This is a genomic window from Acidobacteriota bacterium (assembly GCA_026393755.1).
Lineage (GTDB): Bacteria > Acidobacteriota > Vicinamibacteria > Vicinamibacterales > JAKQTR01 > JBAXOX01.
The window spans coordinates 1-24,536 of sequence record JAPKZO010000003.1; the positions used below are offsets into that span (position 1 = coordinate 1).

Genomic DNA, 24,536 nt, shown 5'->3' on the forward strand with positions numbered 1-24,536 from the left:
GTGGCGATTGAGAAGGGGTCGAAGTTTGCGATCCGCGAAGGCGGCCGCACGGTGGGCGCCGGCACGGTCACGGAAATACTGGCGTAGCCCTTCGACGGCCTGAACACTGAGCAGGTGTTTGGGCGCTCAGGGCTACGTGCTGAGTGAACCGCCGCGCATCGGGAAGGGCTAAGGCGCGCTGGCGAATCGAAGCACGTAGGGCAGTAGGACACAGTTATGGCGACAGCATTCGGCGACAAGATCCGCATCCGGCTCAAGGCGTACGACTACCGCGTGCTCGACCAGTCGACGGCCGAAATCGTGGAGACCGCGAAACGGACGGGCGCCCGTCTGGCGGGTCCGATTCCGCTGCCGACGGAGAAGAACAAGTGGACGGTCAACCGCTCGCCGCACGTGGACAAGAAGTCGCGCGAGCAGTTCGAGATCCGGACGCATAAGCGGCTGATCGACATCTTCGAGCCCACGTCGCAGACCGTCGACGCGCTGATGAAGCTGGACCTGCCGGCTGGCGTGGACGTCGAGATCAAGGCGTTCGGGAAGGATCGGAAGTGACCATGGTCACAGGCATCATCGGCAAGAAGCTCGGCATGACGCAGGTCTTCCGTCCCGACGGGACGGTGCAGCCGGTGACGGTGATTAAGGCCGGGCCGTGCGTGGTCGTGCAGGCGAAGACGGTCGAGAAGGACGGCTACCAGTCGGTCCAGCTCGGGCTGGTCGAGGAGAAGCCGGCCAAAGTCGTCAAGCCGCTCGCGGGCCACTACAAGAAGGCCGGCGTGCCGCCCACGCGGGTGCGGCGCGAGGTCAAGCTGGCCGCGGGCGCCGATGCGCTCAAGGCGGGCGATCAGGTGCTGGTGGAGTCGTTGTTCAAGGACGGCGAACGGGTGGATGTCACCGGAACCAGCCGCGGGATGGGGTTCCAGGGCGTGGTCAAGCGGCACCATTTCGCTGGCGGAGCCGCAACACACGGGTCGATGTTCCACCGGGCGCCTGGCTCGATTGGTGCTTCGTCGTATCCGTCGCGTGTCATCAAGGGCATGCGGGCGGCGGGCCACATGGGTGCCGAGCGGGTGACGACGCTGAATCTGCTGGTTGAGAAGGTGGACCAGCACGTGCTGCTGCTGCGCGGCGCCGTACCTGGTGCGCGGGGATCCTACATCATGGTTCGCAAGGCCGCCGCGCGTAAGCCCGAGCCGAAGCCGCAGGCCGAGAAGCCGAAGAAGGGCAAGAAGTAGCCATGACGCTCGACATAGTGAATGCCCAGAACGAGAAGATTGGCTCGCTCGAGCTGCGCGACGAACTGTTCGGCGGTCGCGTCAAGGGCGACCTGATCTGGCAGTCGGTCGTGCGCGAGAACGCCAGCAAGCGGCGCGGCACGCACGCGACCAAGACCCGCGCGATGGTCAGCGGGACCGGCAAGAAGCCGTACAAGCAGAAGGGCACCGGGCGGGCGCAGGTCGGCGAGGCCCGCAACCCGCTGTGGCGCCACGGCGGCACGACGTTCGGGCCGCAGCCGCGCAGTTACGAATACGCGATTCCGCGCAAGCAGGAACGCGGCGCGCTGCGCGAAGCGCTCGCGGCGAAGTTCCAGGCGGGCGACGTGACGGTGGTCGACGCGTTCGCGGACGTGGTCAAGACGAAGGCGGCGGTCGAGATGCTGGCGAGACTGGGTGCCAAGGGGCCGGCGCTGGTCGTGGACGTGAAGCCGGCCGAGGCGTTGACCCTCGCGCTGCGGAACATCCCCGGGACGCAGTGCCTGCCGAGCGGGCGTCTGACGGCCCGGGCCGTGATGTTCGCGAGGCGCATCATCGCGACCACGGCCGCAGTGGAGCGGTTGCAGGAGGTGCTGGGATCATGAATCTCACGGATGTGATCCGGCGGCCGCTGATTACGGAGAAGACCTCCATCCTTCGTGAGGATGGCAAGACGGTGGTCTTTCATGTGGCGGCGGCGGCGACGAAGGTGGAAATCAGGCGCGCCATCGAGCATCTGCTCGGCGCCAAGGTGGCAACCGTACGCACGGCAATCGCGCATGGCAAGGAAAAGCGCCAGGGGCGATTTGTCGGACGGCGGTCCGACTGGAAAAAGGCGTACGTCCGGCTTCGCGATGGCGAGAAGATGCCGGAGTTCCTGGAAGGCGCGTAGAGCGGGGTGAGTGATGGCAATCCGCAGTTATAAACCGACATCACCGGGGCGGCGTTTCCAGACGGTGCAGGACTACGCCGAAATCACGTCGGCGAAGCCCTATAAGCCGCTGACCGAGAACCTCAAGAAGTCGGGCGGTCGCAACAACCACGGCGAGATCACGATGTGGTGGCGCGGTGGCGGGCACCGTCGGCTCTATCGGATCATCGACTTCAAACGGGACAAGATCGGCATTCCGGCCAAGGTTGTCACGGTGGAGTACGATCCGAACCGGTCGTCCCGTATTGCGCTGGTGCAGTACGCCGACGGCGAGAAGCGGTACATCCTCCACCCGGTGGGGCTCAAGGTCGGCGACAGCATCGTGGCTGGCGACGCGGTCGACATCCTGCCGGGCAACGTGCTCCCGCTCAAGAGCATCCCGCTCGGGACGCAGGTCCACAACGTGGAGCTGCGGCCTGGGAAAGGCGGCCAGCTGGCGCGTAGCGCCGGGGCGGCTGTGCAGGTGGTGGCGAAGGAAGGCGAGTATGCGTCGGTGAAGATGCCGTCGGGCGAACTCCGGCGCATCAACATCGAGTGCCGGGCGACGGTGGGCCAGGTGGGGAACCTGGATCACGAGAACGTGTCGCTCGGCAAGGCCGGCCGGAGCCGCTGGCTCGGCAAGCGGCCGCACGTGCGCGGCGTTGCGATGAACCCGGTGGATCACCCGCTCGGCGGCGGCGAGGGCAAAACCTCGGGCGGCCGGCATCCGGTGTCGCCGTGGGGCATGCCCACCAAGGGCTTCAAGACACGCAACAGCAAGGCGACGGATCAGTTCATCATCCAGCGGCGGCCGAAGTAGGGCGCCGGAGCTTCAGGGTAGGTTATGAGCAGATCCTTGAGTAAAGGCCCGTTTGTGGACACCCACCTTCTCGAGAAGGTGGAAGTGATGAACCGGGCTGGCGAAAAGAAGGTCGTGCGGACATGGTCGCGCCGGTCGACGGTGCTTCCAGAGATGCTCGGGCACACGCTGGCGGTGCACAACGGCAAGAAGTTCATCCCGGTGTACGTCACCGAGAACATGGTCGGGCACAAGCTCGGCGAGTACTCGCCGACCAGGGGCTTCAAAGGCCACACCACCAAGTCGGAGAAGGCCGCACAGGTGGCCGCGGCGGCGCCGCCGGCCGCTCCGAAGGCGGGGAGCTAGCGATGATTGCAGCGCAGGCAACGGCGAAATATGTTCGCACATCCGCGCAGAAGGCGGGCCTGGTGCTTGAACTGATCCGGGGGCGCGAGGTCGATCAGGCGCTGGCCACCCTTCGGTTCTCGACCAAGCGGATTGCGCGGGACATCGAGAAGGTGCTGCGATCGGCCATCGCCAACGCGCAGCAGAAGCCCGGATTTGGCGGCGACGTCGAGCGGCTGTTCATTTCGGCGTGCTATGCCGGCCAGGGGCCGTCGCAGAAGCGGGTTCGCCCGGCCCCGATGGGCCGCGCGTTCCGTGTGGTCAAGCGCACCGCGCACCTGACAGTCAGGGTGTCGGAGCGTCCAGAGAGTACGGGTGCTGTGAAGGCTGGCGCGCCAGCCCGGGCCCGGAAGGCAACCAAGGCGGCTCACGGCGAGACCGCCGCGCAGGAGTAGGAGCGAGACGTGGGTCAGAAGGTTCACCCATACGGGTTCCGGCTGGGCTTCAACAAGACCTGGCGCTCGCGCTGGTACGCGGATCGCGACTACGCGAAACTGCTGCACGAGGATCTGGCGCTGCGCTCGTCGTTGAAGGCGCGGTTCCAGCATGCGGGCGTTTCGAAGATCGAGATCGAGCGCGCAGCGAACAAGCTGAAGATCGACATCCACACCTCGCGGCCGGGCATCATCATCGGCCGCAAGGGGACGGAAGTCGACAAGTTGAAGCAGGAGATCCAGAAGCGGACGAGCCGCGAGGTCTTCATCAACATCCAGGAGATCCAGAAGCCTGAGCTCGACGCGCAGTTGATCGCCGAATCGGTGGCGATGCAGCTCGAAAAGCGCGTGGCGTTCCGGCGGGCGATGCGCAAGGCGGTCGAGTCGGCCCTGCGGTTTGGCGCACGCGGGATCAAGGTGCGGGTGTCGGGCCGGCTGAATGGCGCCGAGATTGCGCGGTCCGAATGGTATCTGCACGGCCAGTTGCCGCTGCAGACGCTGCGCGCCGACATTGACTACGGCCAGGCGGAGGCGGGTACGACGTACGGCCGGATCGGCGTGAAGGTATGGCTGTACAAGGGCGAGCGTCTCGTGCCGCGGACAGGCCGCGAAGAAGAGTACCGGACGCCGCGGCGCGCACCGCGCGCATCAGCGTAAGGCGAGGTGGCATAAGCGATGTTGATGCCGAAGAAAGTCAAGTACCGGAAACAGCAGCGCGGTCGCCGGTGCGGCAAGGCCTGGCGCGGGTCGGACGTGTCGTTCGGCGAGTACGGGCTGATGGCGATGGAAGCGTGCTGGATGACGGCACGGCAGATCGAGGCGGCCCGCGTCGCGATGACCCGTTTCATCAAGCGCGGCGGCAAGATCTGGGTGCGCGTGTTCCCCGACAAGCCGGTGACCAAGAAGCCGGCCGAGACGCGCATGGGCAAGGGCAAGGGCGCGCCGGAATTCTGGGTGGCCGTCGTGCGGCCGGGCAAGATCCTGTTCGAGATGGAGGGCGTGACCGAGCTCGAGGCGCGCCAGGCGTTCGACCGGGCGGCAGCGAAGCTGCCGATCCCGACCCGCTTCGCGACGCGGTTCGCCCAGGAGAAGGTGTGAGATGAAGGTCCAGGAGATCCGCGCGCTCAACGTCGGCGACCTGCAGGGCAAAGTGAGGGATTTGCAGGATCAGATCTTCCGGCAGCGCATCCAGAAGGCCATGGGCCAGCTGGACACGCCGCACAAGGTGCGCACGCTCCGGCGCGAACTGGCGCGTGTCGAGACGGTCCTCAGGGAAAAACGGTAGGAACCTATGGCGGCAACAACTGAAATCACGGCGAAGGTCGTCAGCGACAAGATGGCGAAGAGCCGCGTGGTAGCCATCGAGCGCCACGTGCGTCACGGGATGTACGGGAAGGCCCAGCGGCTGACCACGACGTTCATGGCGCACGACGAGAAGAACGAGACGCACACCGGGGACGTCGTGGCGATGGTCGAGAGCCGCCCGCTGTCGCGTCGCAAGCGCTGGGTGATTACCCGCATCGTGCAGCGGGTGGCCGGCGCGTCCGCCGAGTAAGGGGAACGAACCATGATTCAGATGCGGTCGATCCTCGATGTCGCCGACAACTCCGGCGCCAGGAAGATCTCGGTGATCAACCCGATTGGCGGTTCGGTGGGGCGCTACGCGCGGCTCGGCGACATCGTGACGGCGTCGGTCAAGGAAGCGACGCCCGCTTCGAACGTCAAGAAGGGCCAGGTCGTCAAGGCCGTCGTCGTCCGGACCCGGAAGGAGCAGCGCCGCAAGGATGGCAGCTACATCCGGTTCGACCGGAATGCCGCGGTGCTGATCAACGATGAGGGCGAACCCATCGGCACCCGCGTGTTCGGGCCGGTGGCGCGCGAGTTGCGCCAGAAGAAGTTCATGAAGATCATTTCACTCGCGCCCGAGGTGATTTAGCGTCATGTCACGGTTGCTTACACCCATCCGTCGAAACGACACCGTCATCGTGACGGCCGGCAAGGATCGCGGCAAGCGCGGGCGCGTGCTCAAGGTCCTGCCGGTGAAGAACCGCCTCGTCATTGAAGGCGTGAACTTCATCAGCCGTCACACGCGGCCGAACCCGAGCAAGAACATCAAGGGCGGCATCATGAAGCGCGAGGCGCCTCTGCACGCGTCCAACGTGCAGATCATCTGCCCCGAGTGCAGCGCCCGCACGCGCATCGGCCGCCGGACGCTCGGAGACGGGCGCAAGGTCCGGATCTGCCGCAAGTGCGAGGGAGTAGTCGACAAATGAACCGGTTGAAGGAGAAATACGTCCGGGACGTCGTGCCGGCCCTGATGAAGGAGTTCGGCTACACGAACGTGATGGCGGTTCCCCGGATCACCAAGGTGGTGGTCAACATGGGGCTTGGGGAAGCCACCCAGAACGCCAAGATCGTGGACGTCGCCCAGGACGAACTCGGACGCATCGTGGGCCAGAAGCCCGTGGTGACACGGGCGCGCAAGTCCATCGCGCAGTTCAAGGTGCGCGAGGGCATGCCGATTGGCGCCATGGTCACGCTGCGGGGGGTCCGGATGTTCGAGTTCCTGGATCGCCTGATCGCGATTGCACTGCCCCGTGTGCGCGACTTCAAGGGCATCTCGCCCAAAGGGTTCGACGGCCGCGGCAACTACACGCTGGGGCTGCGCGACCAGTTGATCTTCCAGGAGATCGACTACATGCGCGTCGACAAGGCGCGCGGCATGAACGTGTCGGTCTGCACAACGGCGCGGACCGACCAGGAGGCCCGGCGGCTGCTGCAGCTGGTCGGCCTGCCGTTCCGGACGAGCTAGACACTATGGCTACTACCGCGAAGATCGCCAAGGAAGCAAGCGTCCTCAAGTATAAGATCCGTCACCGTAACCGGTGCCGGCTGTGCGGGCGCCCCCGCGCGTATTTTCGCAAATTCGCGCTGTGCCGTCTCTGTTTCCGCGAGCTGGCGCTCCGGGGCGAGGTGGCCGGGGTCATCAAGAGCAGCTGGTAAGCACGACCACAGAGTTGAGAAGCCATGACCGATCCGATTGCTGACATGTTCACGCGCCTCCGCAACGCCGTACAGGCGAAGCACGCGCGTGTCGACGTTCCGGCCAACACGCTGAAAGCCGAGATCGCGCGGATCCTTCAGGATGAGGGGTACGTCGCCGGCTTCAAGATGGTCGACGAACCCTCGGACAGCGTGCGCAAGACGCCCGTGCGGCACCTGCGCATTTTCCTGAAGTACGGCCCTCGCGGCGAGGGCGTGATCAGCGGGATCCGGCGCGTCAGCCGCCCTGGTCGCCGCGTGTACTACAGCCACGACAAAGTGCCGCCCGTGCTGGGTGGCCTCGGCATCAGCATCCTGACGACGTCGCGCGGCGTCATGACGGGGCGCGAGGCCGTCAAAAGCGGCGTTGGCGGCGAAGTGTTGTGCAACGTCTGGTAGTGAAGGCGTAGGTAGACGTCCATGTCTCGTATTGGCAAGAAACCGATTGCGATTCCCAGCGGCGTGACCGTCAAGGTCCACGCCGGTGCTGTCGACGTGCAGGGCCCGAAGGGCAAACTGCGCCAGTCGTTTCCCAAGGGCATCAGCTTCGAGCTCAAGGGCGCCGAATTGTGCGCCATCCCGGAGAGCGATGCCCGCGGACTCGGCAAGTTTCACGGTCTGGCCCGGAGCCTGGTGGCGAACGCCGTCGAGGGGGTCTCGAACGGCTTCAAGAAGGAACTGGACATCGTCGGCGTCGGCTATCGTGCCGAGCTGAAGGGGCGCCAGATCACGTTCGCGCTCGGGTACTCGCACCCGATCGTGTTCGACATTCCGGCCGGGATCGATGTGACCGTCGACAAACAGACACACGTGACGGTGACTGGTGTCGACCGTCAGATGGTCGGCCAGGTGGCCGCTGACATCCGCCGGATGCGCAAGCCCGATCCCTACAAGCAGAAGGGCGTGCGCTATACCGGTGAGGTGTTGAAGAAGAAGGTCGGCAAGACCGGCGCGTAGGAGCCGACTGAGTCCTTCGATGCACAAAGACGGTGACGCCTTTGTGCCCTCAGGACTCAGTGCTGAGCGAGGACAGTAAGCGGGTCGTTTCTCGAAGATACGTAACCGCAATAGCGAGTCGAAGCACTGAGTATGAAGATCAAGACCAAGCTCGATAGTCGCCGGCGCATCAAGATGCGCATCCGGAAGCGCGTCCATGGAACGGGCGTGCGCCCGCGCCTCAGCGTCTTCCGGAGTGTGGAACACATGTACGTGCAGGCGATCGACGACACGACCGGGCAGACACTGGCCTCGGCCGCGACGACCGAGCCGGCTCTCAAGGCCGTCCTGACGGGCGGGGCCAAGGGCGGCAACCTGAACGGGGCCAAGACCATCGGCAAGACGATCGCCGAACGGCTGCGGGCCAGGGGCATCATGCACGTGGTGTTCGACCGCAGCGGGTTCCTGTACCACGGACGCGTCAAGGCCGTGGCCGATGCCGCGCGCGAAGCAGGGTTGGAGTTCTAGATGTTCAGAACACGAGAAAAGATCGATCCGTCCCAGCTGGAGCTGAAGGACACCGTCGTCGCCATCAATCGCGTGACGAAGGTCGTCAAGGGCGGCAAGAACCTGAGCTTCAGCGCGCTGATCGTCGTCGGCGACGGGCACGGTGTGGTGGGCTTCGGCGTCGGGAAGGCGCGCGAAGTGCCGTCGGCCATCAAGAAGGGGATCGAGGCCGCCAAGAAGGGGCTCATCCGGGTCCCGCTGGTGGGGACGACCGTGCCGCACATCGTCACCGGCAAGTATGGGGCGGGCAGCGTGCTGCTCAAGCCGGCACCCGAGGGCACAGGCATCATCGCCGGCGGCGCAGTGCGCGCCGTGGTGGAGTCGGCGGGCATCCAGAACGTGGTGACCAAGTCGCTCGGCAGCGCGAATCCGCACAACGTGGTGCGGGCGACGTTTGTCGGACTGATGACGCTGAAGGACCCCGTGACGGTGGCCCGGATGCGCGGACGCACGCTGGCGGAACTGTAGACGGGCCCCGGCCTGACATCCCTCGACACGGGCGCCCGGGCGGCACCCGGCTCGGGACTGTGGCCCGCCGAAGCGAGACGAGGCAGCGACATGAGCGGTGATCGCGGCGCGACAAAGAGACTGAAAGTGACATTGGTGAAGAGCACCATCGGCTTCAATCAGAAGCAGGCGCTGGTGGTCCGCGGCCTGGGGCTGCGGCGCATCCGCCACACGATTGACGTGCCGGACACCCCAGAGGTGCGCGGGATGATTCACAAGGTCCGGCATCTCGTCACGGTCGAGTAGCCGAACCAGAGGTCGGACGTATATGGATCTCAGCAATCTGAAACCGCCAAAGGGTGCGACCCGAAAGCGGAAGCGTGTGGGTCGCGGCCCGGGGTCGGGTCAGGGCAAGACGGCGGGGCGCGGGAACAAGGGCGCCCAGTCGCGGTCGGGCTATCACAAGAAGCGGGGGTTTGAGGGCGGCCAGATGCCCCTGCACCGCCGCGTGCCGAAGCGGGGGTTCCACAACCTGTTCCGCGTCGAGTACGCGGTCGTGAACCTGGACGATCTGGCGGCGCGGTTCGCGGCCGGCGCCGTGGTCACGCCCGACGCCCTGCACGAGATGCGCCTGGTGACCAGGAAGCTGCCGATCAAGGTGCTGGGGCGCGGCGACATCGGCATCGCGCTTACGGTGAAGGCGCACAAGTTCTCCGGCAAGGCAGCCGAAAAGATCGCTGCCGCCGGCGGGTCCATCGAAACGCTCTAGTCGTCCGGGATCGACGGTCGAGACCGTATGGTTGAAAGCATCAGGAACATCTGGAACGTCCCGGACCTGCGCAAGCGGGTGCTGTTCACGCTGGCCATGCTTGGCGTGTACCGCGTCGGGAACCACATTCCGACGCCTGGCGTCAACACCGCCGCGCTGCAGCAGCTGGCCGAACAGACCAAGAACACGATGTTCGGCATGTACGACATGTTCTCGGGCGGCAGTCTGTCGAAGGTGACGATCTTCGCGCTGGGCATCATGCCCTACATCAGCGCGTCGATCATCCTGCAGCTGTTGACCGTGGTGTGGCCGTACCTCGAACGGTTGTCGAAGGAAGGCGACCTCGGCCGACGCAAGATCACGCAGTACACGCGTTACGGCACGATCCTGCTGAGCGTGATTCAGGCGTGGGGCATCGCGATCTACCTCGAACACCAGACCCAGATCGCCGGCGGGATGCAGCTGGTGTACGCGCCCGGGCTGCGGTTCCAGCTGCTCACGGTACTGACCCTGACGGCGGGCACGACGCTCATCATGTGGCTGGGCGAGCAGATCACCGAACGCGGGATCGGCAACGGCATGTCGCTCATCATCTTCGCGGGCATCGTGGCACAGCTGCCGCGGGCCGTGATCGCGACGTTGAGCCAGATGAGCACGAACCAGATTGGCCTGTTCACGGTCCTGTTCCTCCTCGTGATGGCCGGGGTCGTGATTGCCGCCATCATCTTCATGGAGCGGGGCAACAGGCGCATCACCGTCCAGTACGCCAAGCGCGTGGTCGGGCGCCGGATGTACGGGGGATCCAGCACGCACATTCCCCTCAAGGTCAATACGGGCGGCGTCATTCCGGTGATCTTTGCTTCATCCATTCTTGCGTTCCCTGCCACGATTGCGGGCATGTTCCCGCAGGGCAGCTGGGGCCAGACGGTCATCCACCAGATCAGTTACGGGATGCCGCTGTACAACCTGCTGTACGTGCTCGGCATCGTGTTCTTCGCGTATTTCTACACGGCCATCATCTTCAACCCGGATGACGTCGCCGAGAACATGCGGAAGTACGGCGGGTTCGTCCCCGGGATTCGTCCCGGCAAGCGGACCGCCGAGCACATCGACACGATTCTGACGCGGATCACGCTGGCCGGGGCCGTCTACCTGGCGCTGGTGGCGATTCTGCCGGAGTTCCTGCTCGTCGGCTTCAAAGTCGCGCCGATTCCGTTCATCGGCGAGTGGCTCGACTCTGTGCTGCCCCGGTTCATCACCGAAGGGCTGAACGTGCAGTTCTACTTCGGTGGCACGTCGTTGCTGATTGTGGTCGGCGTGGCGATGGATACCGTGCAGCAGATCGAGTCCCAGCTGATCATGCGCCACTACGACGGCTTCATGAAGAAGACGCGGATTCGCGGGCGCCGGGGGTAGATGGAGCCGACGGGACGGGTGACGCAGCGGTTCGGGCGATTTAGCGAGGCTGGCCGATGATCGTGTGCAAGTCGGCGGCGGAGCTGGTGCGGATGCGGGCGGCCAACGTGCTGGTGGCCGATGTGCTGGCCGAGTTGCGGGAGATGGTCCGGCCGGGCGTGACGACAGGCGATCTGGATCGGTTTGCCGAAGAGCGGGTGCGGGCGGCAGGCGGGGTGCCGGCGTTCAAGGGCTATCACGGGTTTCCTGCGACGCTGTGCACATCGGTGAATGAGGAAGTGATTCACGGAATCCCGTCGGCGCGGGCGCTCAAGATCGGCGATATCGTGTCGATCGACCTGGGCGTCCTGCTGGACGGCTTTTACGGGGATGCGGCGATTACGGTGCCGCTGGCGCCGATCGACAGCCGGGTGGCCGAGCTGTTGAGAGTGACGGAAGAGTCTCTCTACCGCGGGATCGAGCAGGCCACGGTGGGCGCGCGGGTGTCGGACATCGGCCACGCGGTCCAGCGGCATGTTGAAGCCCACGGCTTTTCGGTGGTTCGCGAGTTCGTCGGCCATGGAGTCGGGACGGCACTGCACGAGGAACCCCAGGTGCCCAACTACGGCCCGGCCGGACGCGGGCCGAGGCTGACCGAGGGGATGACGCTGGCCATCGAACCGATGGTGGCGATGGGACGGGGAGCGGTGAAGGTGCTTCGGGACGGCTGGACGGCGGTGACCAAGGATCAGAGCCTGGCGGCACATTTCGAGCATACCGTGGCCGTCACCGCAGGAGGACCGGTCATCATGACGGGCCGGAATGGCGCGGCCGGGCAGACGAGTCGAGGCGACGCCACGTAACTGTCACGTTGGAGTGTGGAGCCGAACTGGTGCCGAAAGACGACACGATTGAAGTCACGGGGATTGTGCTCGAGTCGCTCCCGAACGCGATGTTCCGTGTGGAACTGGAGAACAAGCACCCGGTGCTTGCGCACGTGTCGGGCAGGATGCGGAAGCATTTCATCCGGATCCTGACGGGTGATCGGGTGCTGATTGAGCTGTCGCCGTACGACTTGAGCCGGGGCCGCATCACGTATCGGTACAAGTAGGGCGGCGCCGGGAGCGGGCAGCCTGCCGGGCAGGCGACAGAGGGACCGGGCGCGGCCCGGAAACGAAGGACCAGGGCTATGAAGGTCAGAGCGTCGGTCAAACGGATTTGCGACAAGTGCAAGATTGTCCGCCGCCGCGGGGTGGTGAGGGTGATCTGCACGAACCAAAAGCATAAGCAGAGGCAGGGGTAACGTCATGGCACGTATCGCGGGTGTGGACCTGCCGCGGACCAAGCGGGTAGAGATCGGGCTGACCTACATTTTCGGCATCGGCCACACGCGGGCCGCCGGGATCTGCAAGGTCGCCGGGGTGAGCCCCGACGTCCGGGTGAAGGATCTGTCGGAAGACGATGTGCGGAAGATCCGCCGCGTCATCGAAGCGCAGGGCGGCGTCGAGGGCGACCTTCGCAAGGAGGTCTCCATGAACATCAAGCGGCTGATGGATATCGGCTGTTACCGCGGCCTGCGGCATCGCCGCAGTTTGCCGGTGCGGGGCCAGCGGACGCGAACCAACGCGCGCACTCGGAAGGGGCCGCGCAAGGGCGCTATTGCCAAGAAGAAGACGGTGTAGCCACATGGCCAAGACAGAAGCACACGAGGGCGGCGAAAAGACTGAGGCCGACAAGCCCAAGAAGGCCTTCAAGAAGCGCGGCGAGAAGCGGGTGGTGCACCATGGCATCGTCAGCATTCACGCCTCGTTCAACAACACCAGCATCACTATTGCCGATACCGAGGGCAACGTGATCGCATGGTCGAGCGCCGGAGCGGTCTCGTTCAAGGGGTCGCGCAAGGGCACGCCGTTTGCGGCGACCCAGGCGGCGCTTGCTGCGGCCAACGTGGCAAAGGGCATGGGCATGCGCTCCTGCGAGGTGCGCCTGACGGGCCCCGGGGCCGGCCGCGAATCGGCCGTCCGGGCGCTCAGCACGGTGGGCATCGAAGTGAAGTCGATTCGTGACATCACGCCCATTCCGCACAACGGGTGCCGGCCCACCAAGCGCCGACGGGTGTAGGACGACGGAAACCTAGGTACACGGAAGATACGCATGGCTAGATACACTGGACCTGTTTGCCGCATGTGCCGCCGCGAGGGCATGAAGTTGTTCCTCAAGGGCGAGCGGTGCTACGCGGAGAAGTGCGGGATCGAGAAGCGCAACACCCCTCCCGGCCAGCACGGGAAGGCGCGCAAGGCGAAGCTGGCGGGCTACGGCCTGCAGCTGCGCGAGAAGCAGCGCGTCAAGCGCATTTACGGCGTGCTCGAAAACCAGTTCCGCCGCTATTTCGAGGCGGCCGATCGCCAGCGCGGGATCACCGGCGAGCTGCTCCTCCAGAAGCTCGAGTGCCGGCTGGACAACGTGGTGTACCGCCTGGGCTTCGCGACCTCGCGGTCGCAGGCCCGGCAGCTGGTGCGCCACGGGCACTTCTCGGTGAACGGCCGGAAGGTGGACATCCCGTCGCGGCTGGTCCGCGAAGGCGACGTGGTGGGCGTGCGGGCAGGCAGCCAGAAGAACGTGTTCGTGCTGCACGCGATGGAGGAAGTCAAGGGGCGCGGCATTCCGGAATGGCTCTCGGCGCAGCCGGAGCAGATGTCCGGTCGTGTGGTCGCGCTGCCGAGCCGCGCGCAGATCAACCTGCCGGTGCAGGAGCAGCTGATCGTCGAACTCTACTCGAAGTAATCAAGGCCAGATCGGGCTGGCGGGCGGCTCCGGCGAGCGGCCCGGACGTCAGGGACACTGGACCTGTAGAAAGGATCGCCAACGATGCTGTGGAAGGGTTTCCAGCGGCCGAAGAGGCTGGAGTTCGAGCGTGACACTCTGAACGACCGGTTCGCCCGGTTCTACGCTCAACCGTTTGAGCGGGGATTCGGCACGACTATCGGCAATACGATGAGGCGCGTGCTCCTGTCGTCAATCGAAGGCGCAGCCTGCTCGGCGGTGAAGATCGACGGTGTGCTGCACGAGTTCTCGCCCATCCCCGGGGTGGTCGAAGACGCCACCGATCTCATCCTCAACCTGAAGCAGATCCCGCTCAAGATGCACGTCGATCACATGAAGACGTTGTACGTGCGGGTCGACAAAGCCGGCGAGGTCAGGGCCCGCGACATCGAGCCCGATGCCGACATCGAAATTCTCGAGCCGGATGCCCACATCGCGACGGTGTCCGAGGGCGGCAAACTCCACATGGAGATGCGGATCAAGCGGGGACGGAGCTACGTCACCGCGGACCGCAACTTCGATGAGGACCTCGGGATCGGCTGGATCCCCATTGACTCGGTGCATTCGCCGGTCAGGAAGGTCAACTACCTGGTCGAGGCCGCGCGCCTCGGGCAGACCACCGACTTCGAGAAGCTGACGCTGGATGTGTGGACCAATGGCGCCGTGACGCCGCGCGATGCGGTGTCGCTGGCCGCCCGGCTCGTGCGGGACCACCTGAACATCTTCGTCAACCTCGAAGAATCGATGGAGCAGGGCGAGGACGGCCAGGGATCCGCGCCCGGACCGACCGCCGGCAACGAGCACCTCGACAAGAGCGTCGAGGAACTCGAACTCTCGGTCCGGTCGTACAACTGCCTCAAGAACGCGAACATCCGGACGATTCGCGAGCTCGTGCAGAAGAGTGAAGGCGAGATGCTGAAGACCAAGAACTTCGGCCGGAAGTCGCTCAACGAGATCAAGGACATCCTGCAGACGATGGGCCTCAGTCTCGGCATGCGGGTGGACTCGGCGGCCAGGACGGCAGCGGAGTAACGGAAGAATCTGGAAGTAAGAAGTAAGAAGTAAGAAGGCGAGCAGCCGCGGGCAGGAATTCCTTCCTGCTCCTTGCTTCTGAATTCTTGCTTCTGAGTGAGAACGAAATATGCGTCATCGAGTTGCCCATCGGAAGCTGGGACGAGTCACCGAGCACCGCATCAGCCTGCTGCGCAATCAGGCCACCGCGATCCTCGAGCACGAGCACATCATCACCACCGTGCCCAAGGCGAAGGAACTGCGGCCGTACGTGGAGCGCCTGATCAGCGTGGCGAAGCGCGGGGTGGCGGCGGGTGGATTGCAGTTGCTGAACGCCAGACGAATGGTCGGCCAGGATATCGCCAACCGCGACGTCCTCAAGAAGCTGTTCGATACGCTGGCGCCGCGGTTTGCCGAACGGCCCGGCGGCTACGTTCGCATCCTGAAGGCTGGCGTTCGCAAGGGCGACGCCGCCCCGGTGGCGCTGGTCGAGTTAATCGGCAGCGAATTCGATCCGAAGAAGGCCGAGGCGGCTGGCAAGGACGGCAAGGCCGCCGCCAAGGACGGCAAGCAGGGCGGCATGGCCGGCCGGTTGCGCCGCGTGGCCGAGCGGGTCCGCGGTCGCAAGGCCGACGCCGACGAGACGGGCGCTCCGGTGCACGAGCGCACGAAGGCCCCGACCCGATCCACGGCAAAACCGCGTCAGACTGGCCGTACCGGCGGCAACAAAGGAAGCTAACCGGAGACCCCCTACTCTTCTTCTTCCTCGGCCGCCTCGCCCTTCTCGGCCTTGGCGGCCGCGATGATCTTCGCCTGCAGGTGAGACGGCACTTCCTGGTAGTGGGAATACTCCATGTGGTACGTGCCGCGGCCTCCGGTGTTCGACGTCAGTGTCTGTTCGTAGGTGAGCATCTCGGCCATCGGCACCTGCGCCTTGACCACCGTCGTGGACCCGCGCGTGTCCATCCCCGAGACGTGCCCGCGCCGGCTGTTGATGTCGCCCATGATGTCTCCGGCAAAATCGCTCGGGACGTACACCTCGACGTTCATCACCGGCTCGAGGATCGTCGGTTTGGCCCGCGTCATGCCATCCTTGAACGCCAGCCGCCCCGCCATCCTGAACGAGAGCTCGTTGGAATCGACCGGGTGAAACTTGCCGTCGAGCAGGGTGACCCTGAAGTCGAGCACCGGGTAGCCAGCCAGATACCCGCGCACGCGGGTGTCTTGAATGCCCTTTTCGACCGCCGGGCGGAAGTTCAGCGGGATCGACCCGCCGAAAATCTTGTCGACGAATTCGAAATCGGATCCTCGCGGGAGCGGTTCCATCTTGATCGTGCAATCGCCGAACTGCCCGTGACCCCCGGTCTGTTTCTTGTGCCGCCCGTGCGCCTCGGTCGCCTGCGTGATCGTCTCCCGGTAGGGGATCCGCGGCAGCTTCAGGTTGACCTCGACGGCAAACCGGCGCTTCAGTTTCGCGACCGTCACTTCGATGTGCATCTGGCCCTGTCCGGCGAGCAGCAGCTCGTTGGTCTGCTGGTCCCGGCTGTACCGGACCGTCGGATCCTCTTCGAGGAGGCGGTGCAGCGCCGTGCTGATCTTCTCTTCGTCGCCTCTGGTCTTCGGCTCGATGGCGTACGAGAGCACCGGATCGGGGAACACGAGAGGCTTGAAGCACACGCCGCCGTCCTTGTCGCCGATCGTGTGGTTGGTCTGCGTGTCCTTGAGTTTGGCCACCGCGCCGATGTCGCCGGCCTTGATCTCGGGCACGTCGGTCGGCGTCTTGCCCTGCAGCAACGTCAGATGGCCGACGCGCTCGGCCGATTCGTGCGACAGATTCTGCACCGTCGAGTCGGCCTTGAGCGATCCACGGACGACGCGGAACAGGCTGATGCGACCGGCGAACGGGTCGGCGATGGTCTTCCACACGAAGACGGAGAGCGGCCCGCTGTCGGCGACCGTGATGGCGACGTCGGCCCCCGCCTTGTCGGTCGCCTTGAATGAGCGGTCGGATGCCGCCGGGAAGTAGGCGAGCAACGCGTCGAGCGCGGGCTGCACGCCGACGTTGTTGATGGCGGAGGTGCACACCAACGGGAACATCTTGCGCCCGGCGACTGCCCGGCGCAGCCCGCCAATCAGTTCGTCCTGCGTCAGCGTGCCGGACTCGAAGAACTTCTCGATCAGCGTGTCGTCCGCTTCAGCGACCATCTCGACCAGCGCGTCCCGCGCGGCGTTCACGGCAGCGGCGAGATCCGCGGGAACCGGCTCTTCGGCCATCTTGCCGGAGCCGTCGGTGGCGAAGGTGTAGGCCTTCAGGCCGATCAGGTCGACGACGCCCTTGAAGTCCTTCTCGTCGCCGATCGGCATCTGGATCGGGACGACCATCCGGCCGAACGACGCCTGGATGGACTCGAGCGTGCGAGCGAGGCTCGCGCGTTCCCGGTCCATGCGGCTCAGCACGACAATCCGCGGGAGTTCCTGCGCCTCGGCTGCTTCCCACACCTTCTCGGTCTGCACTTCAACGCCGGACACCGCGTCAATCACCACGATGGCGCCATCGGCCACGCCGAGCGCCGCCCGGGTATCGCTGAAGAAGTTCGCGAACCCGGGCGTATCGATGATGTTGATCTTGGTCTTGTTCCACTCGGCGTAACTGATGCTGGCCGACAGGGTGTGCTTGCGGGCGATTTCTTCTTCGTCGAAGTCGGTGACCGTGTTGCCTTCGTCCACCTTGCCCAAGCGGTTGACCATTCCGGCGTCGAACAGGATGGCGGACGCCAACTGGGTCTTGCCTGACCCGCTGTGACCGACAAGCGCGACATTCCTGATGCTTGCGGCGTCATAGACCTTCATATGCGGTAGCCCTCTTTCTGCCGTCAATCCGAAGAACGCCAAAGAACTCATTCTACTAGGGGGTGGGGGACGGGGGCTACAACTTAGAGGGGATTTCCGCCTTCGCCGGGCATGAGCGAGACCGGCTTCGGCGGACAAGCGGGATCCGGGATTGGGGATTCGGGCGCGATGAATCGCGCCCCTACTCGTACCTGAGCGCTTCGATCGGGTCCAGACGCGAGGCGCGGATGGCCGGCACCAGACCGAAGAAGATGCCGACGCCGCCAGAGAAACCGAGGCCCAGCGCGAAGCTCCACCAGGGAAGCGACACCGGGAAGCCGGTCAGGTAGTGCACGCCGACGCCAATCGAAGCGCCAAGGGCGACGCCCAGGATCCCCCCGACCGACGTGAGGAACACCGCTTCGAACAGGAACTGCCAGAGGATCTCGCGGCGGCGGGCCCCGAGGGCCTTGCGAACGCCGATCTCCCTCGTGCGCTCGGTCACCGAGATCATCATGATCGCCATGACCCCGATGCCGCCGACCATCAGGGCAATCGATGAGATGACGACCAGGCCAATGAACGTCGCGCCGGAGATCTGATCCCACATCTTGAGCGCCGCATCCTGCGTGATGATATCGAAGTCGTTGGGCTGCTCCAGCTTCAGTCCGTGCCGGACGCGCATGACCTGCTCCACCTCGGCCATCGCCTGGTCGCGCGTGGCGCCTTCGGCGGGTACGACGGCGATCATGGCGCTTCTCATGGCGTTGGCGTTGGTCTGCGTTCCCCCCACGTGCACATTGCCGGACATGTTGCGCCACCCGAACTGCTTCTGATAGGTCGTGTACGGAATGACCACGAAGTCGTCCTGGCCGCCCCCCAGCCCACCGACGCTTGGGCGCGGCGCGACGTAGCCGATGACTTCGTACTCGTCCCCGGCGATGCGAACCACCTTGCCGACGGGGTCGACATTCGCGAACAGGGCCTTGGCGGGTGAATCTCCGAGGACCGCAAGATTGCGCCGGTGCTCGACCTCGGCCTGGACGAAGAACCGCCCGCCGGTCAGCTTCAGAAAGTTGACGGCGGCATAGTTCTCCGACACCCCGATGATGCCGAGTTGCTTGGTCTTCTCGCCCTTGTAGTAGACGCGCTCTCGGGTGCCGGCCATCCAGGCGCCAAGCCACACGTCGACTTTGCCGGCCGATGGCGCGTCACGCTCGATCGCCTTCGCATCAGCGACGGTTAGCACCGGCCGCTTGATCAGATCCTTGAATTCCTTGCCCGACGCGAAACTCAGGCCGCTGAACTTGGCGACAAACATGGTGTCGGGTCCGAGTTCCCGGATCGAGTCGCGCAGCGACTCGTCGAAGCCCCGGATGATCGAGGTCATGCCGACGATCGCGGTGATGCCGATTACGACTCCCAGAACCGTCAGCGCCGACCGCATCTTGTTGCCGCGCAGCGTGTCGTACGCCATCACGACCACGTCCGACAGAAGCGCGAAGCGCATCGCCATTACTCTTTCCTCAAGGCCTCGATCGGGTCGAGCCGGGCCGCCCGCATGGCCGGATAGACCCCGAACACCAATCCGACAAACGCCGTGATGCCAATGCCCAGCATCACCGACCACAATTGCACGGCGGCCGGAAGCGGGCTCAGTTTCGCGATCGCCAGCGCCAACAGGAACCCGAGCGACGTGCCGACAATCCCACCGGCGACCGACAGCGTCACCGACTCGGCCAGCACCTGCAGCATGATGTCGCGCCGCTTTGCCCCGAGCGCCTTCCGCAACCCGATCTCGAACGTGCGTTCCGTCACCACCATCAGCATGATGTTCATGATGACGATGCCGCCCACGACGAGCGACAGCGCGACCACGCCGATCAACACCGCGAAAATGCCGGCAGTGGCCTGGCGGTAGATCGCCAGGATCGACTCCGACGTGAACATGCCGAAGTTGTCCTTCTGCTTCGGCTTGAGCCGGCGCTCGATGCGCAGGGCGATGGTCGCGTCGTCCATGGCCTGGTCCACCACCGACGGATCGATCGGCTTCACGTTCAGCTGAATGCTCCGGCGCGACCCGAAAATCTTCTGGAACGAGCCCAGCGGGATCACCGCGAACTCGTCCTGGGACTGGCCGAAGATGGCCCCCTTCTTCTCGTTGACGCCAATCACCCGATAGTGGATGCCCTGGATCTTGATGATTTGGTCCAGCGCGTTCCGCTCGCCAAAGAGGCGGTCCGCCGTGCCCCAGCCCAGGAGGGCGACGTTGCGGTTGCGGTCGACCTCGCTCGGGCTGATCAGGCGGCCTCGCTCGGCGTTGTACGAGGAGAAGTTCACGTACTCGGCCGACACGCCTCGGATCGTGACGCTCTCGAGCAGTTTCTCCTTGTAGGACACCTGGCCGTTGCTGCCGCTCTCGGCCATCACCGATCGCACCAGCGGACTGTAGCGCCGGATGGCCTCGGCATCCTGCATGGTGATGCGAGGATTGCTCCTCGCCTTTTCTGCGTCCTCCTCGCTGCGCGTGATGCCGTAGCGGTCGACCACGAACGAGTCGGCGCCCACATCCGACACGATCGCCTCGGTGACTGTGGCGTTCAGCCCCTGGATGAGGGACACCACGGCGATAATCGACGTGACGGCCACGATATTGCCGAGCACGCTCATGAACGAGCGCAGCTTGCTCCCCCAGATGGCGCGGAGCGCGATCGCGACCCCTTCGAGAATGCGACCCATAACGCTACTTCTTCGCCGTCGTGTCGATCTTGACGGCGACGCCGTCCTTCAGTTCGCGAACGGCGCTGAACGGCCCAGTGATGACCTCGTCGCCCTCCTTCAGACCCGAGAGCACCTCGAAGTACTTCTCGCCGGCTATGCCCGTCTTGATCGGCACGAAGGCGACCTTCCCGTCCTTCGCGATGAACACGCCCTCGGTTTCCTTCTTGGTCTGACCCGGCTTCAACTCCGCCGCCGCCGCGGTCGCCACGGGCCGGCGGGTCTTCGAGTCGGTCGCAGGCGGCTTCACCACGTTGCCCTTCTCGTCGTAGATCAGCTCCCGCACGGTCGTCGCCTGGATGGGCAGCGAGACCACGTCCTTCCGTGTTGCCGTCGTGATGTCTGCCGTGCACGTGAAGCCCGGCCGGACCTCTGGAATCTGCCCGTCCATGGTCACCACGACCTTGAAATTGATCGCCTGCGAACTGGCCGACGCCGCGGTCTGGATCGGGCTGTTGCCGACCTCGGTCACCTTCGCCGCGAAGGTCTTGTCGGGGATGGCGTCAATGGTGACCTTGACCGGCTGGCCGATCTTGACGTTGGGAATGTCGGTCTCGTCCACTTCCAGCTCGGCTTCAATCACCGACATGTCCGCCACCGTGAGCAGCACCGTGCCGGCGTTGTTCATCGTGCCGATCATGACGTTTTCGCCCAACTCGATGTTGCGGCGTGTGATGATGCCGTCGATCGGCGAATCGATCGTCACCTGGCTCAGGTTGTACCGGGCGTTCGCCAGGTCCGCTTGCGTCTGGCGGATGCGCGTGGTTTCCGAGACAATCCCGGACTCCCGCGCCTCGACATCACGCTCCCGGAGCGCCACGTCGTTGACGGCGCGATCGAGCGCCTCCCTGGTCGTCAGCTGTTCCTTCCACAGGTCCTGCTGGCGCTTCAGCGTGTCCTTCGCCAGGCTCAGCTGGAGCTTGGCGGACTCGAGCGCGGTCTTCGCCTGCTCGACCGCCGTGCGCTGGGCCGACAGACCCGCGTCGCCACGTTCGACCTGGGTACGAAGCTGCCGCGGGTCGATCTCCATCAGGAACTGACCCGCCTTGACCCGCGCGCCTTCCTCGACGGCCAGCTTGGTCACCCGGCCCATCGTATTGGCGCTGATGTTCACTGTCGTCCTGGCCCGCACCTTGCCCGAGGCCGAGACAATCGACTCGAGGTTCCGCTTCTGGATCTTTTCCACCTGCACGCTGAGCCCGGTATCGCGCTTGAAATACAGGTTGGCCCCGACCAGCGCGGCCCCCAGCACGACGATGACGATGCCGATGATAATCTTCTTGCGATTCACGATCATGCCCCCGCGCGGCCGGACGTGACCGCGGCGATGATGACGGCAATAATGCCGTAGACCACGAACAGCGCCGTGGCAATGGGCCCGGTCTTGCGCTTGTAGAGCACGCTCAGACCAGTGGCCAGGACGATGACGTACCAGACGAGGAACAAATCGACCGTGCCCAGCAGCTTCGCCAGAAAACTCCCCTCGTCGAGCATCGGGAGAAACACGGCGAGGTTGGTGGCGCTCGACATCGACTCGCGCACGTAGTTGAGCGGCGTGACGAACACCTGCTGGACCACCGAGACCGATCCGGCGTGCACGACGACCGCGAACAGTTGCTTGAACGAGCTGTCGCCCCCCAGCGCCGCGTTGAACACCGCGAACAGGATGCCGGCGATGATGAGCGTCATGATCGGGCTGAGGATGATAATCTGCCCGGCGAACATCGCCCCGGCGTACTTCGCCAGCTTCTCGTACAACGCGTACTGGGCGTCGGTGACCGGCTGTTTGCTCCACATTTCGGCCGACCTGACCGCCTGGTCGAGATAGGCCTGCTGGCCGATCTTGGTCGACAGGAACCCGCCCGTCAGGACGCACGAGACGATGATCACAAGAGCCATCATCCCGAACCACCGGGGCTTGGCCGCGACGTCAGCGAACGCCGCCCGCGGCGACACCAGAATCCCCCAGAATCGGGCGAACACGTTCGAGCCAGACGGCGGTTGGCTGGTTGGCGCGGGTGCGAGAACTTCACTCATGACTCGTGGCCTTTCTGGGAGAAACTGCAATCTCTTGTGGAAGGTCGCTCCAAGGGAACCGGACTCGGAGATGGCACAACCTGTTTAGTGTAGACGATTTCCAGTGCTTTCTGGTTCCGGTTTGGACGTAGGGCCAGTCTGGCCCGGAGTTGGCAGGAGTGTCGGATGAAAAGCGGCTTTCGTGGCGCATTCTTGGGGGACGGACTCAAGAACACAGGGAGAAGCGCCGAAAATACGTAGACGGAGCCGGGTGTCACCTGACTGGACAGCGCCGGGCCGTACGCGTTCGTTCTCTGTTGAATGGCCTAGAATAAGCCTGACGGATCCATGGCTGTACGCATCGGAGAGCTGCTCCTCAAGGAGCGGCGCATCACACCGGACCAACTCCAGGAAGCGCTGGCCTACCACAAGGCCCATGGCGGCAAGCTGGGGTCTGCCCTGGTGAAACTGGGCTTCGTGAAAGGCGAAGACATCACGGCGCTGCTGAGCCGGCAGTACGGCGTACCCTCCATCAACCTCCCCCAGTTCGAGATCGATGCGGCCGTCATCAAGCTGATCCCGGTTGAAACCGCCCAGAAGTACCAGGTCATTCCCGTCAGCCGCACGGGCGCGACGCTCACGATCGCGATGACCGATCCGACCAACGTGTTCGCCATGGACGACATCAAGTTCATGACGGGCTACAACGTCGACCCGGTGGTGGCGTCGGAGTCGGCGGTCATGGAGGCCATCCAGAAGTACTACGCGACGGCGGCGGCCCAGACCGGGGGCGAGACGGCGCTCGAGATGGCCTCACGCGTGCTCGACGAAATGCCCATTGCGGGCGATGCGGACGTCGAAGTGGTCGGGGATCTCGAGGAGATCAGCGTCAACGCGCTGTTGAAGCAGGGGGAGGAGGCGCCGATCATCCGCCTGGTCAACGTGCTCCTGATGTCGGCCATGCAGAAGGGCGCGAGCGACATTCACATCGAGCCGTACGAGAAGGAGTACCGGGTGCGGTACCGCATCGACGGCGTGCTCTACACCATCATGAATCCGTCGATGAAGTTCCGGGACGCCATCGCGTCGCGGCTGAAGATCATGGCGAAGCTCGACATCGCCGAGAAGCGCCTGCCGCAGGATGGACGCATCAAGATTCGCTACAACGACCAGGGCAAGTCCAAGGACATCGACTTCCGCGTCTCCGTCCTGCCGACGCTGTTTGGCGAGAAGATCGTCATGCGGCTGCTCGATCGCGACAAGCTGATGCTCGACATGACACGGCTCGGGTTCGACCCGGAACCGCTGGCACGTTACGAGGCCGCGATCCAGCGGCCGTGGGGGATGGTGCTGGTGACTGGGCCGACCGGCAGCGGCAAGACCAATACGCTCTACTCGTCGATTTCCCGCTTGAACACCCCCGAAACCAATATCATGACGGCCGAGGATCCGGTCGAATTCAACCTGGTCGGTATCAATCAGGTCCAGATTCGTGAGAGCATCGGCCTGACGTTCGCCGCCGCGCTGCGCGCGTTTCTGCGGCAGGACCCGAACATCATCCTGGTGGGCGAGATCCGCGACTTCGAGACGGCCGAGATTGCCGTCAAGGCGGCGCTGACCGGACATCTGGTGCTGTCGACCCTGCACACCAACGACGCGCCGAGCACGATCAGCCGACTGATGAACATGGGTATCGAACCCTTTCTGGTCTCGAGCTCGGTCAATCTGATTTGCGCCCAGCGGCTCGTGCGGCGCGTGTGCGCGGCCTGCGCGCAGCCGGCCCCGGTGCCCCCGCCGGCGCTCGCCAAGGCCGGGTTCGACGCCGATGACGCCCAAACGGTCGTGCCCCAGCGCGGAGCCGGTTGCGAGAAGTGCAACAGCACCGGCTACAAGGGCCGCGTGGGCCTGTACGAAGTCATGGACATTACGGAGTCGCTGAAGGAACTCGTGCTGGTCGGCGCCTCGAGCCAGGAGCTCCGGCGCAAGGCGGTCGAGGAAGGGATGATTACGCTGCGGCGGAGCGGCCTCGAGAAGATCAAGGCCGGCGTGACAACGATGGAAGAGGTATTGAGAGAGACGGTCAACTGAGGGCGGCCCGCGAGGGCGGCCGCGTGGGGGAGAAGAC

At 64.7% G+C, this 24,536-nt stretch carries 37 protein-coding genes; 32 read left to right on the forward strand and 5 right to left on the reverse strand.

Going from position 1 to position 24,536, the window contains the following annotated elements; genetic code table 11:
* From NTV05_00620 to rplQ, 31 genes are all read left to right on the forward strand, one after another.
* A partial coding sequence (locus tag NTV05_00620) for a hypothetical protein (GenBank protein MCX6542897.1) occupies positions 1–87 on the forward strand: 87 nt, incomplete at its 5' end.
* A gap of 129 nt (positions 88–216) precedes the next feature.
* On the forward strand, positions 217–552 hold the full coding sequence (gene rpsJ / locus NTV05_00625; protein MCX6542898.1) for a 30S ribosomal protein S10: 336 nt from the start codon (positions 217–219) through the stop codon (positions 550–552).
* Between the two features lie 2 nt (positions 553–554).
* The gene (rplC, locus tag NTV05_00630; GenBank protein ID MCX6542899.1) at positions 555–1,232 is read left to right on the forward strand and encodes a 50S ribosomal protein L3; all 678 of its coding nucleotides are present in this window, start codon (positions 555–557) and stop codon (positions 1,230–1,232) included.
* Between the two features lie 2 nt (positions 1,233–1,234).
* Entirely contained in the window at positions 1,235–1,855 is a 621-nt protein-coding gene (gene rplD, locus NTV05_00635; protein ID MCX6542900.1) for a 50S ribosomal protein L4, read from the forward strand.
* The gene (locus tag NTV05_00640) at positions 1,852–2,142 is read left to right on the forward strand and encodes a 50S ribosomal protein L23 (protein ID MCX6542901.1); all 291 of its coding nucleotides are present in this window, start codon (positions 1,852–1,854) and stop codon (positions 2,140–2,142) included. The genes rplD and NTV05_00640 overlap by 4 nt, the downstream gene beginning before the upstream one ends.
* A 13-nt stretch (positions 2,143–2,155) precedes the next feature.
* Positions 2,156–2,980, forward strand: a complete 825-nt coding sequence (gene rplB, locus NTV05_00645) for a 50S ribosomal protein L2 (protein ID MCX6542902.1) — start codon at positions 2,156–2,158, stop codon at positions 2,978–2,980.
* A 24-nt stretch (positions 2,981–3,004) separates the two neighbouring features.
* Entirely contained in the window at positions 3,005–3,325 is a 321-nt protein-coding gene (gene rpsS, locus NTV05_00650) for a 30S ribosomal protein S19 (GenBank protein ID MCX6542903.1), read from the forward strand.
* 2 nt (positions 3,326–3,327) lie between these two features.
* On the forward strand, positions 3,328–3,759 hold the full coding sequence (gene rplV, locus NTV05_00655; protein MCX6542904.1) for a 50S ribosomal protein L22: 432 nt from the start codon (positions 3,328–3,330) through the stop codon (positions 3,757–3,759).
* A gap of 9 nt (positions 3,760–3,768) precedes the next feature.
* Complete coding sequence (gene rpsC, locus NTV05_00660; GenBank protein ID MCX6542905.1) at positions 3,769–4,455, forward strand: 30S ribosomal protein S3; 687 nt, start codon at positions 3,769–3,771, stop codon at positions 4,453–4,455.
* Positions 4,456–4,473: 18 nt separating this feature from the next.
* On the forward strand, positions 4,474–4,896 hold the full coding sequence (gene rplP / locus NTV05_00665) for a 50S ribosomal protein L16 (GenBank protein ID MCX6542906.1): 423 nt from the start codon (positions 4,474–4,476) through the stop codon (positions 4,894–4,896).
* A 1-nt stretch (position 4,897) separates the two neighbouring features.
* Positions 4,898–5,083, forward strand: a complete 186-nt coding sequence (rpmC, locus tag NTV05_00670; GenBank protein MCX6542907.1) for a 50S ribosomal protein L29 — start codon at positions 4,898–4,900, stop codon at positions 5,081–5,083.
* Between the two features lie 6 nt (positions 5,084–5,089).
* The gene (gene rpsQ / locus NTV05_00675) at positions 5,090–5,353 is read left to right on the forward strand and encodes a 30S ribosomal protein S17 (protein ID MCX6542908.1); all 264 of its coding nucleotides are present in this window, start codon (positions 5,090–5,092) and stop codon (positions 5,351–5,353) included.
* Between the two features lie 12 nt (positions 5,354–5,365).
* Positions 5,366–5,734: a 50S ribosomal protein L14 gene (gene rplN / locus NTV05_00680; protein ID MCX6542909.1), complete on the forward strand. Its 369-nt coding sequence runs from the start codon at positions 5,366–5,368 to the stop codon at positions 5,732–5,734.
* 4 nt (positions 5,735–5,738) lie between these two features.
* Positions 5,739–6,071 (forward strand): 50S ribosomal protein L24, encoded by a 333-nt coding sequence (rplX, locus tag NTV05_00685; protein ID MCX6542910.1) that lies wholly within the window; start codon positions 5,739–5,741, stop codon positions 6,069–6,071.
* Positions 6,068–6,610, forward strand: a complete 543-nt coding sequence (rplE, locus tag NTV05_00690) for a 50S ribosomal protein L5 (GenBank protein ID MCX6542911.1) — start codon at positions 6,068–6,070, stop codon at positions 6,608–6,610. The genes rplX and rplE overlap by 4 nt, the downstream gene beginning before the upstream one ends.
* A gap of 5 nt (positions 6,611–6,615) precedes the next feature.
* Positions 6,616–6,801: a type Z 30S ribosomal protein S14 gene (locus NTV05_00695; protein MCX6542912.1), complete on the forward strand. Its 186-nt coding sequence runs from the start codon at positions 6,616–6,618 to the stop codon at positions 6,799–6,801.
* Between the two features lie 24 nt (positions 6,802–6,825).
* On the forward strand, positions 6,826–7,239 hold the full coding sequence (gene rpsH, locus NTV05_00700; protein ID MCX6542913.1) for a 30S ribosomal protein S8: 414 nt from the start codon (positions 6,826–6,828) through the stop codon (positions 7,237–7,239).
* A gap of 21 nt (positions 7,240–7,260) precedes the next feature.
* Positions 7,261–7,797, forward strand: a complete 537-nt coding sequence (gene rplF / locus NTV05_00705) for a 50S ribosomal protein L6 (protein ID MCX6542914.1) — start codon at positions 7,261–7,263, stop codon at positions 7,795–7,797.
* A gap of 132 nt (positions 7,798–7,929) precedes the next feature.
* A complete protein-coding gene (rplR, locus tag NTV05_00710; protein ID MCX6542915.1) occupies positions 7,930–8,304 on the forward strand; it encodes a 50S ribosomal protein L18 in 375 nt (124 codons plus the stop codon).
* The gene (gene rpsE / locus NTV05_00715; GenBank protein MCX6542916.1) at positions 8,305–8,811 is read left to right on the forward strand and encodes a 30S ribosomal protein S5; all 507 of its coding nucleotides are present in this window, start codon (positions 8,305–8,307) and stop codon (positions 8,809–8,811) included.
* 90 nt (positions 8,812–8,901) lie between these two features.
* A complete protein-coding gene (gene rpmD / locus NTV05_00720; protein ID MCX6542917.1) occupies positions 8,902–9,096 on the forward strand; it encodes a 50S ribosomal protein L30 in 195 nt (64 codons plus the stop codon).
* A 22-nt stretch (positions 9,097–9,118) separates the two neighbouring features.
* Positions 9,119–9,559 (forward strand): 50S ribosomal protein L15, encoded by a 441-nt coding sequence (gene rplO, locus NTV05_00725; protein ID MCX6542918.1) that lies wholly within the window; start codon positions 9,119–9,121, stop codon positions 9,557–9,559.
* A gap of 27 nt (positions 9,560–9,586) precedes the next feature.
* Entirely contained in the window at positions 9,587–10,975 is a 1,389-nt protein-coding gene (gene secY / locus NTV05_00730) for a preprotein translocase subunit SecY (protein ID MCX6542919.1), read from the forward strand.
* Between the two features lie 56 nt (positions 10,976–11,031).
* On the forward strand, positions 11,032–11,817 hold the full coding sequence (gene map, locus NTV05_00735; protein MCX6542920.1) for a type I methionyl aminopeptidase: 786 nt from the start codon (positions 11,032–11,034) through the stop codon (positions 11,815–11,817).
* A gap of 29 nt (positions 11,818–11,846) precedes the next feature.
* The gene (gene infA / locus NTV05_00740; protein MCX6542921.1) at positions 11,847–12,065 is read left to right on the forward strand and encodes a translation initiation factor IF-1; all 219 of its coding nucleotides are present in this window, start codon (positions 11,847–11,849) and stop codon (positions 12,063–12,065) included.
* A 78-nt stretch (positions 12,066–12,143) separates the two neighbouring features.
* Complete coding sequence (rpmJ, locus tag NTV05_00745) at positions 12,144–12,257, forward strand: 50S ribosomal protein L36 (protein ID MCX6542922.1); 114 nt, start codon at positions 12,144–12,146, stop codon at positions 12,255–12,257.
* Between the two features lie 4 nt (positions 12,258–12,261).
* Positions 12,262–12,636, forward strand: a complete 375-nt coding sequence (rpsM, locus tag NTV05_00750; GenBank protein MCX6542923.1) for a 30S ribosomal protein S13 — start codon at positions 12,262–12,264, stop codon at positions 12,634–12,636.
* Between the two features lie 4 nt (positions 12,637–12,640).
* On the forward strand, positions 12,641–13,075 hold the full coding sequence (rpsK, locus tag NTV05_00755; GenBank protein MCX6542924.1) for a 30S ribosomal protein S11: 435 nt from the start codon (positions 12,641–12,643) through the stop codon (positions 13,073–13,075).
* Positions 13,076–13,108: 33 nt separating this feature from the next.
* A complete protein-coding gene (gene rpsD / locus NTV05_00760; GenBank protein MCX6542925.1) occupies positions 13,109–13,738 on the forward strand; it encodes a 30S ribosomal protein S4 in 630 nt (209 codons plus the stop codon).
* An 84-nt stretch (positions 13,739–13,822) separates the two neighbouring features.
* Positions 13,823–14,809 (forward strand): DNA-directed RNA polymerase subunit alpha, encoded by a 987-nt coding sequence (locus NTV05_00765; GenBank protein MCX6542926.1) that lies wholly within the window; start codon positions 13,823–13,825, stop codon positions 14,807–14,809.
* A 109-nt stretch (positions 14,810–14,918) separates the two neighbouring features.
* Positions 14,919–15,527: a 50S ribosomal protein L17 gene (gene rplQ / locus NTV05_00770; protein MCX6542927.1), complete on the forward strand. Its 609-nt coding sequence runs from the start codon at positions 14,919–14,921 to the stop codon at positions 15,525–15,527.
* A gap of 11 nt (positions 15,528–15,538) precedes the next feature.
* Here the strand turns inward: rplQ and fusA are convergent, their stop codons facing one another.
* The 5 genes from fusA to NTV05_00795 all read right to left on the reverse strand — a co-directional run bounded on the left by fusA (position 15,539) and on the right by NTV05_00795 (position 22,432).
* Positions 15,539–17,638, reverse strand: coding sequence for an elongation factor G (gene fusA / locus NTV05_00775; GenBank protein ID MCX6542928.1), 2,100 nt, complete (start codon positions 17,636–17,638; stop codon positions 15,539–15,541).
* Between the two features lie 181 nt (positions 17,639–17,819).
* A complete protein-coding gene (locus NTV05_00780) occupies positions 17,820–19,133 on the reverse strand; it encodes an ABC transporter permease (GenBank protein ID MCX6542929.1) in 1,314 nt (437 codons plus the stop codon).
* Positions 19,133–20,356 carry an ABC transporter permease gene (locus NTV05_00785; protein ID MCX6542930.1) on the reverse strand — a complete coding sequence of 408 codons (1,224 nt, stop codon included), beginning with the start codon at positions 20,354–20,356 and terminating at the stop codon, positions 19,133–19,135. The genes NTV05_00780 and NTV05_00785 overlap by 1 nt, the downstream gene beginning before the upstream one ends.
* A 4-nt stretch (positions 20,357–20,360) precedes the next feature.
* A complete protein-coding gene (locus tag NTV05_00790) occupies positions 20,361–21,692 on the reverse strand; it encodes an efflux RND transporter periplasmic adaptor subunit (GenBank protein ID MCX6542931.1) in 1,332 nt (443 codons plus the stop codon).
* Complete coding sequence (locus NTV05_00795) at positions 21,689–22,432, reverse strand: YIP1 family protein (GenBank protein ID MCX6542932.1); 744 nt, start codon at positions 22,430–22,432, stop codon at positions 21,689–21,691. The genes NTV05_00790 and NTV05_00795 overlap by 4 nt, the downstream gene beginning before the upstream one ends.
* A gap of 327 nt (positions 22,433–22,759) precedes the next feature.
* Between NTV05_00795 and pilB the strand changes: the two genes are divergently transcribed.
* Positions 22,760–24,499 carry a type IV-A pilus assembly ATPase PilB gene (pilB, locus tag NTV05_00800; protein ID MCX6542933.1) on the forward strand — a complete coding sequence of 580 codons (1,740 nt, stop codon included), beginning with the start codon at positions 22,760–22,762 and terminating at the stop codon, positions 24,497–24,499.
* The last annotated feature ends 37 nt before the right edge of the window (positions 24,500–24,536 follow it).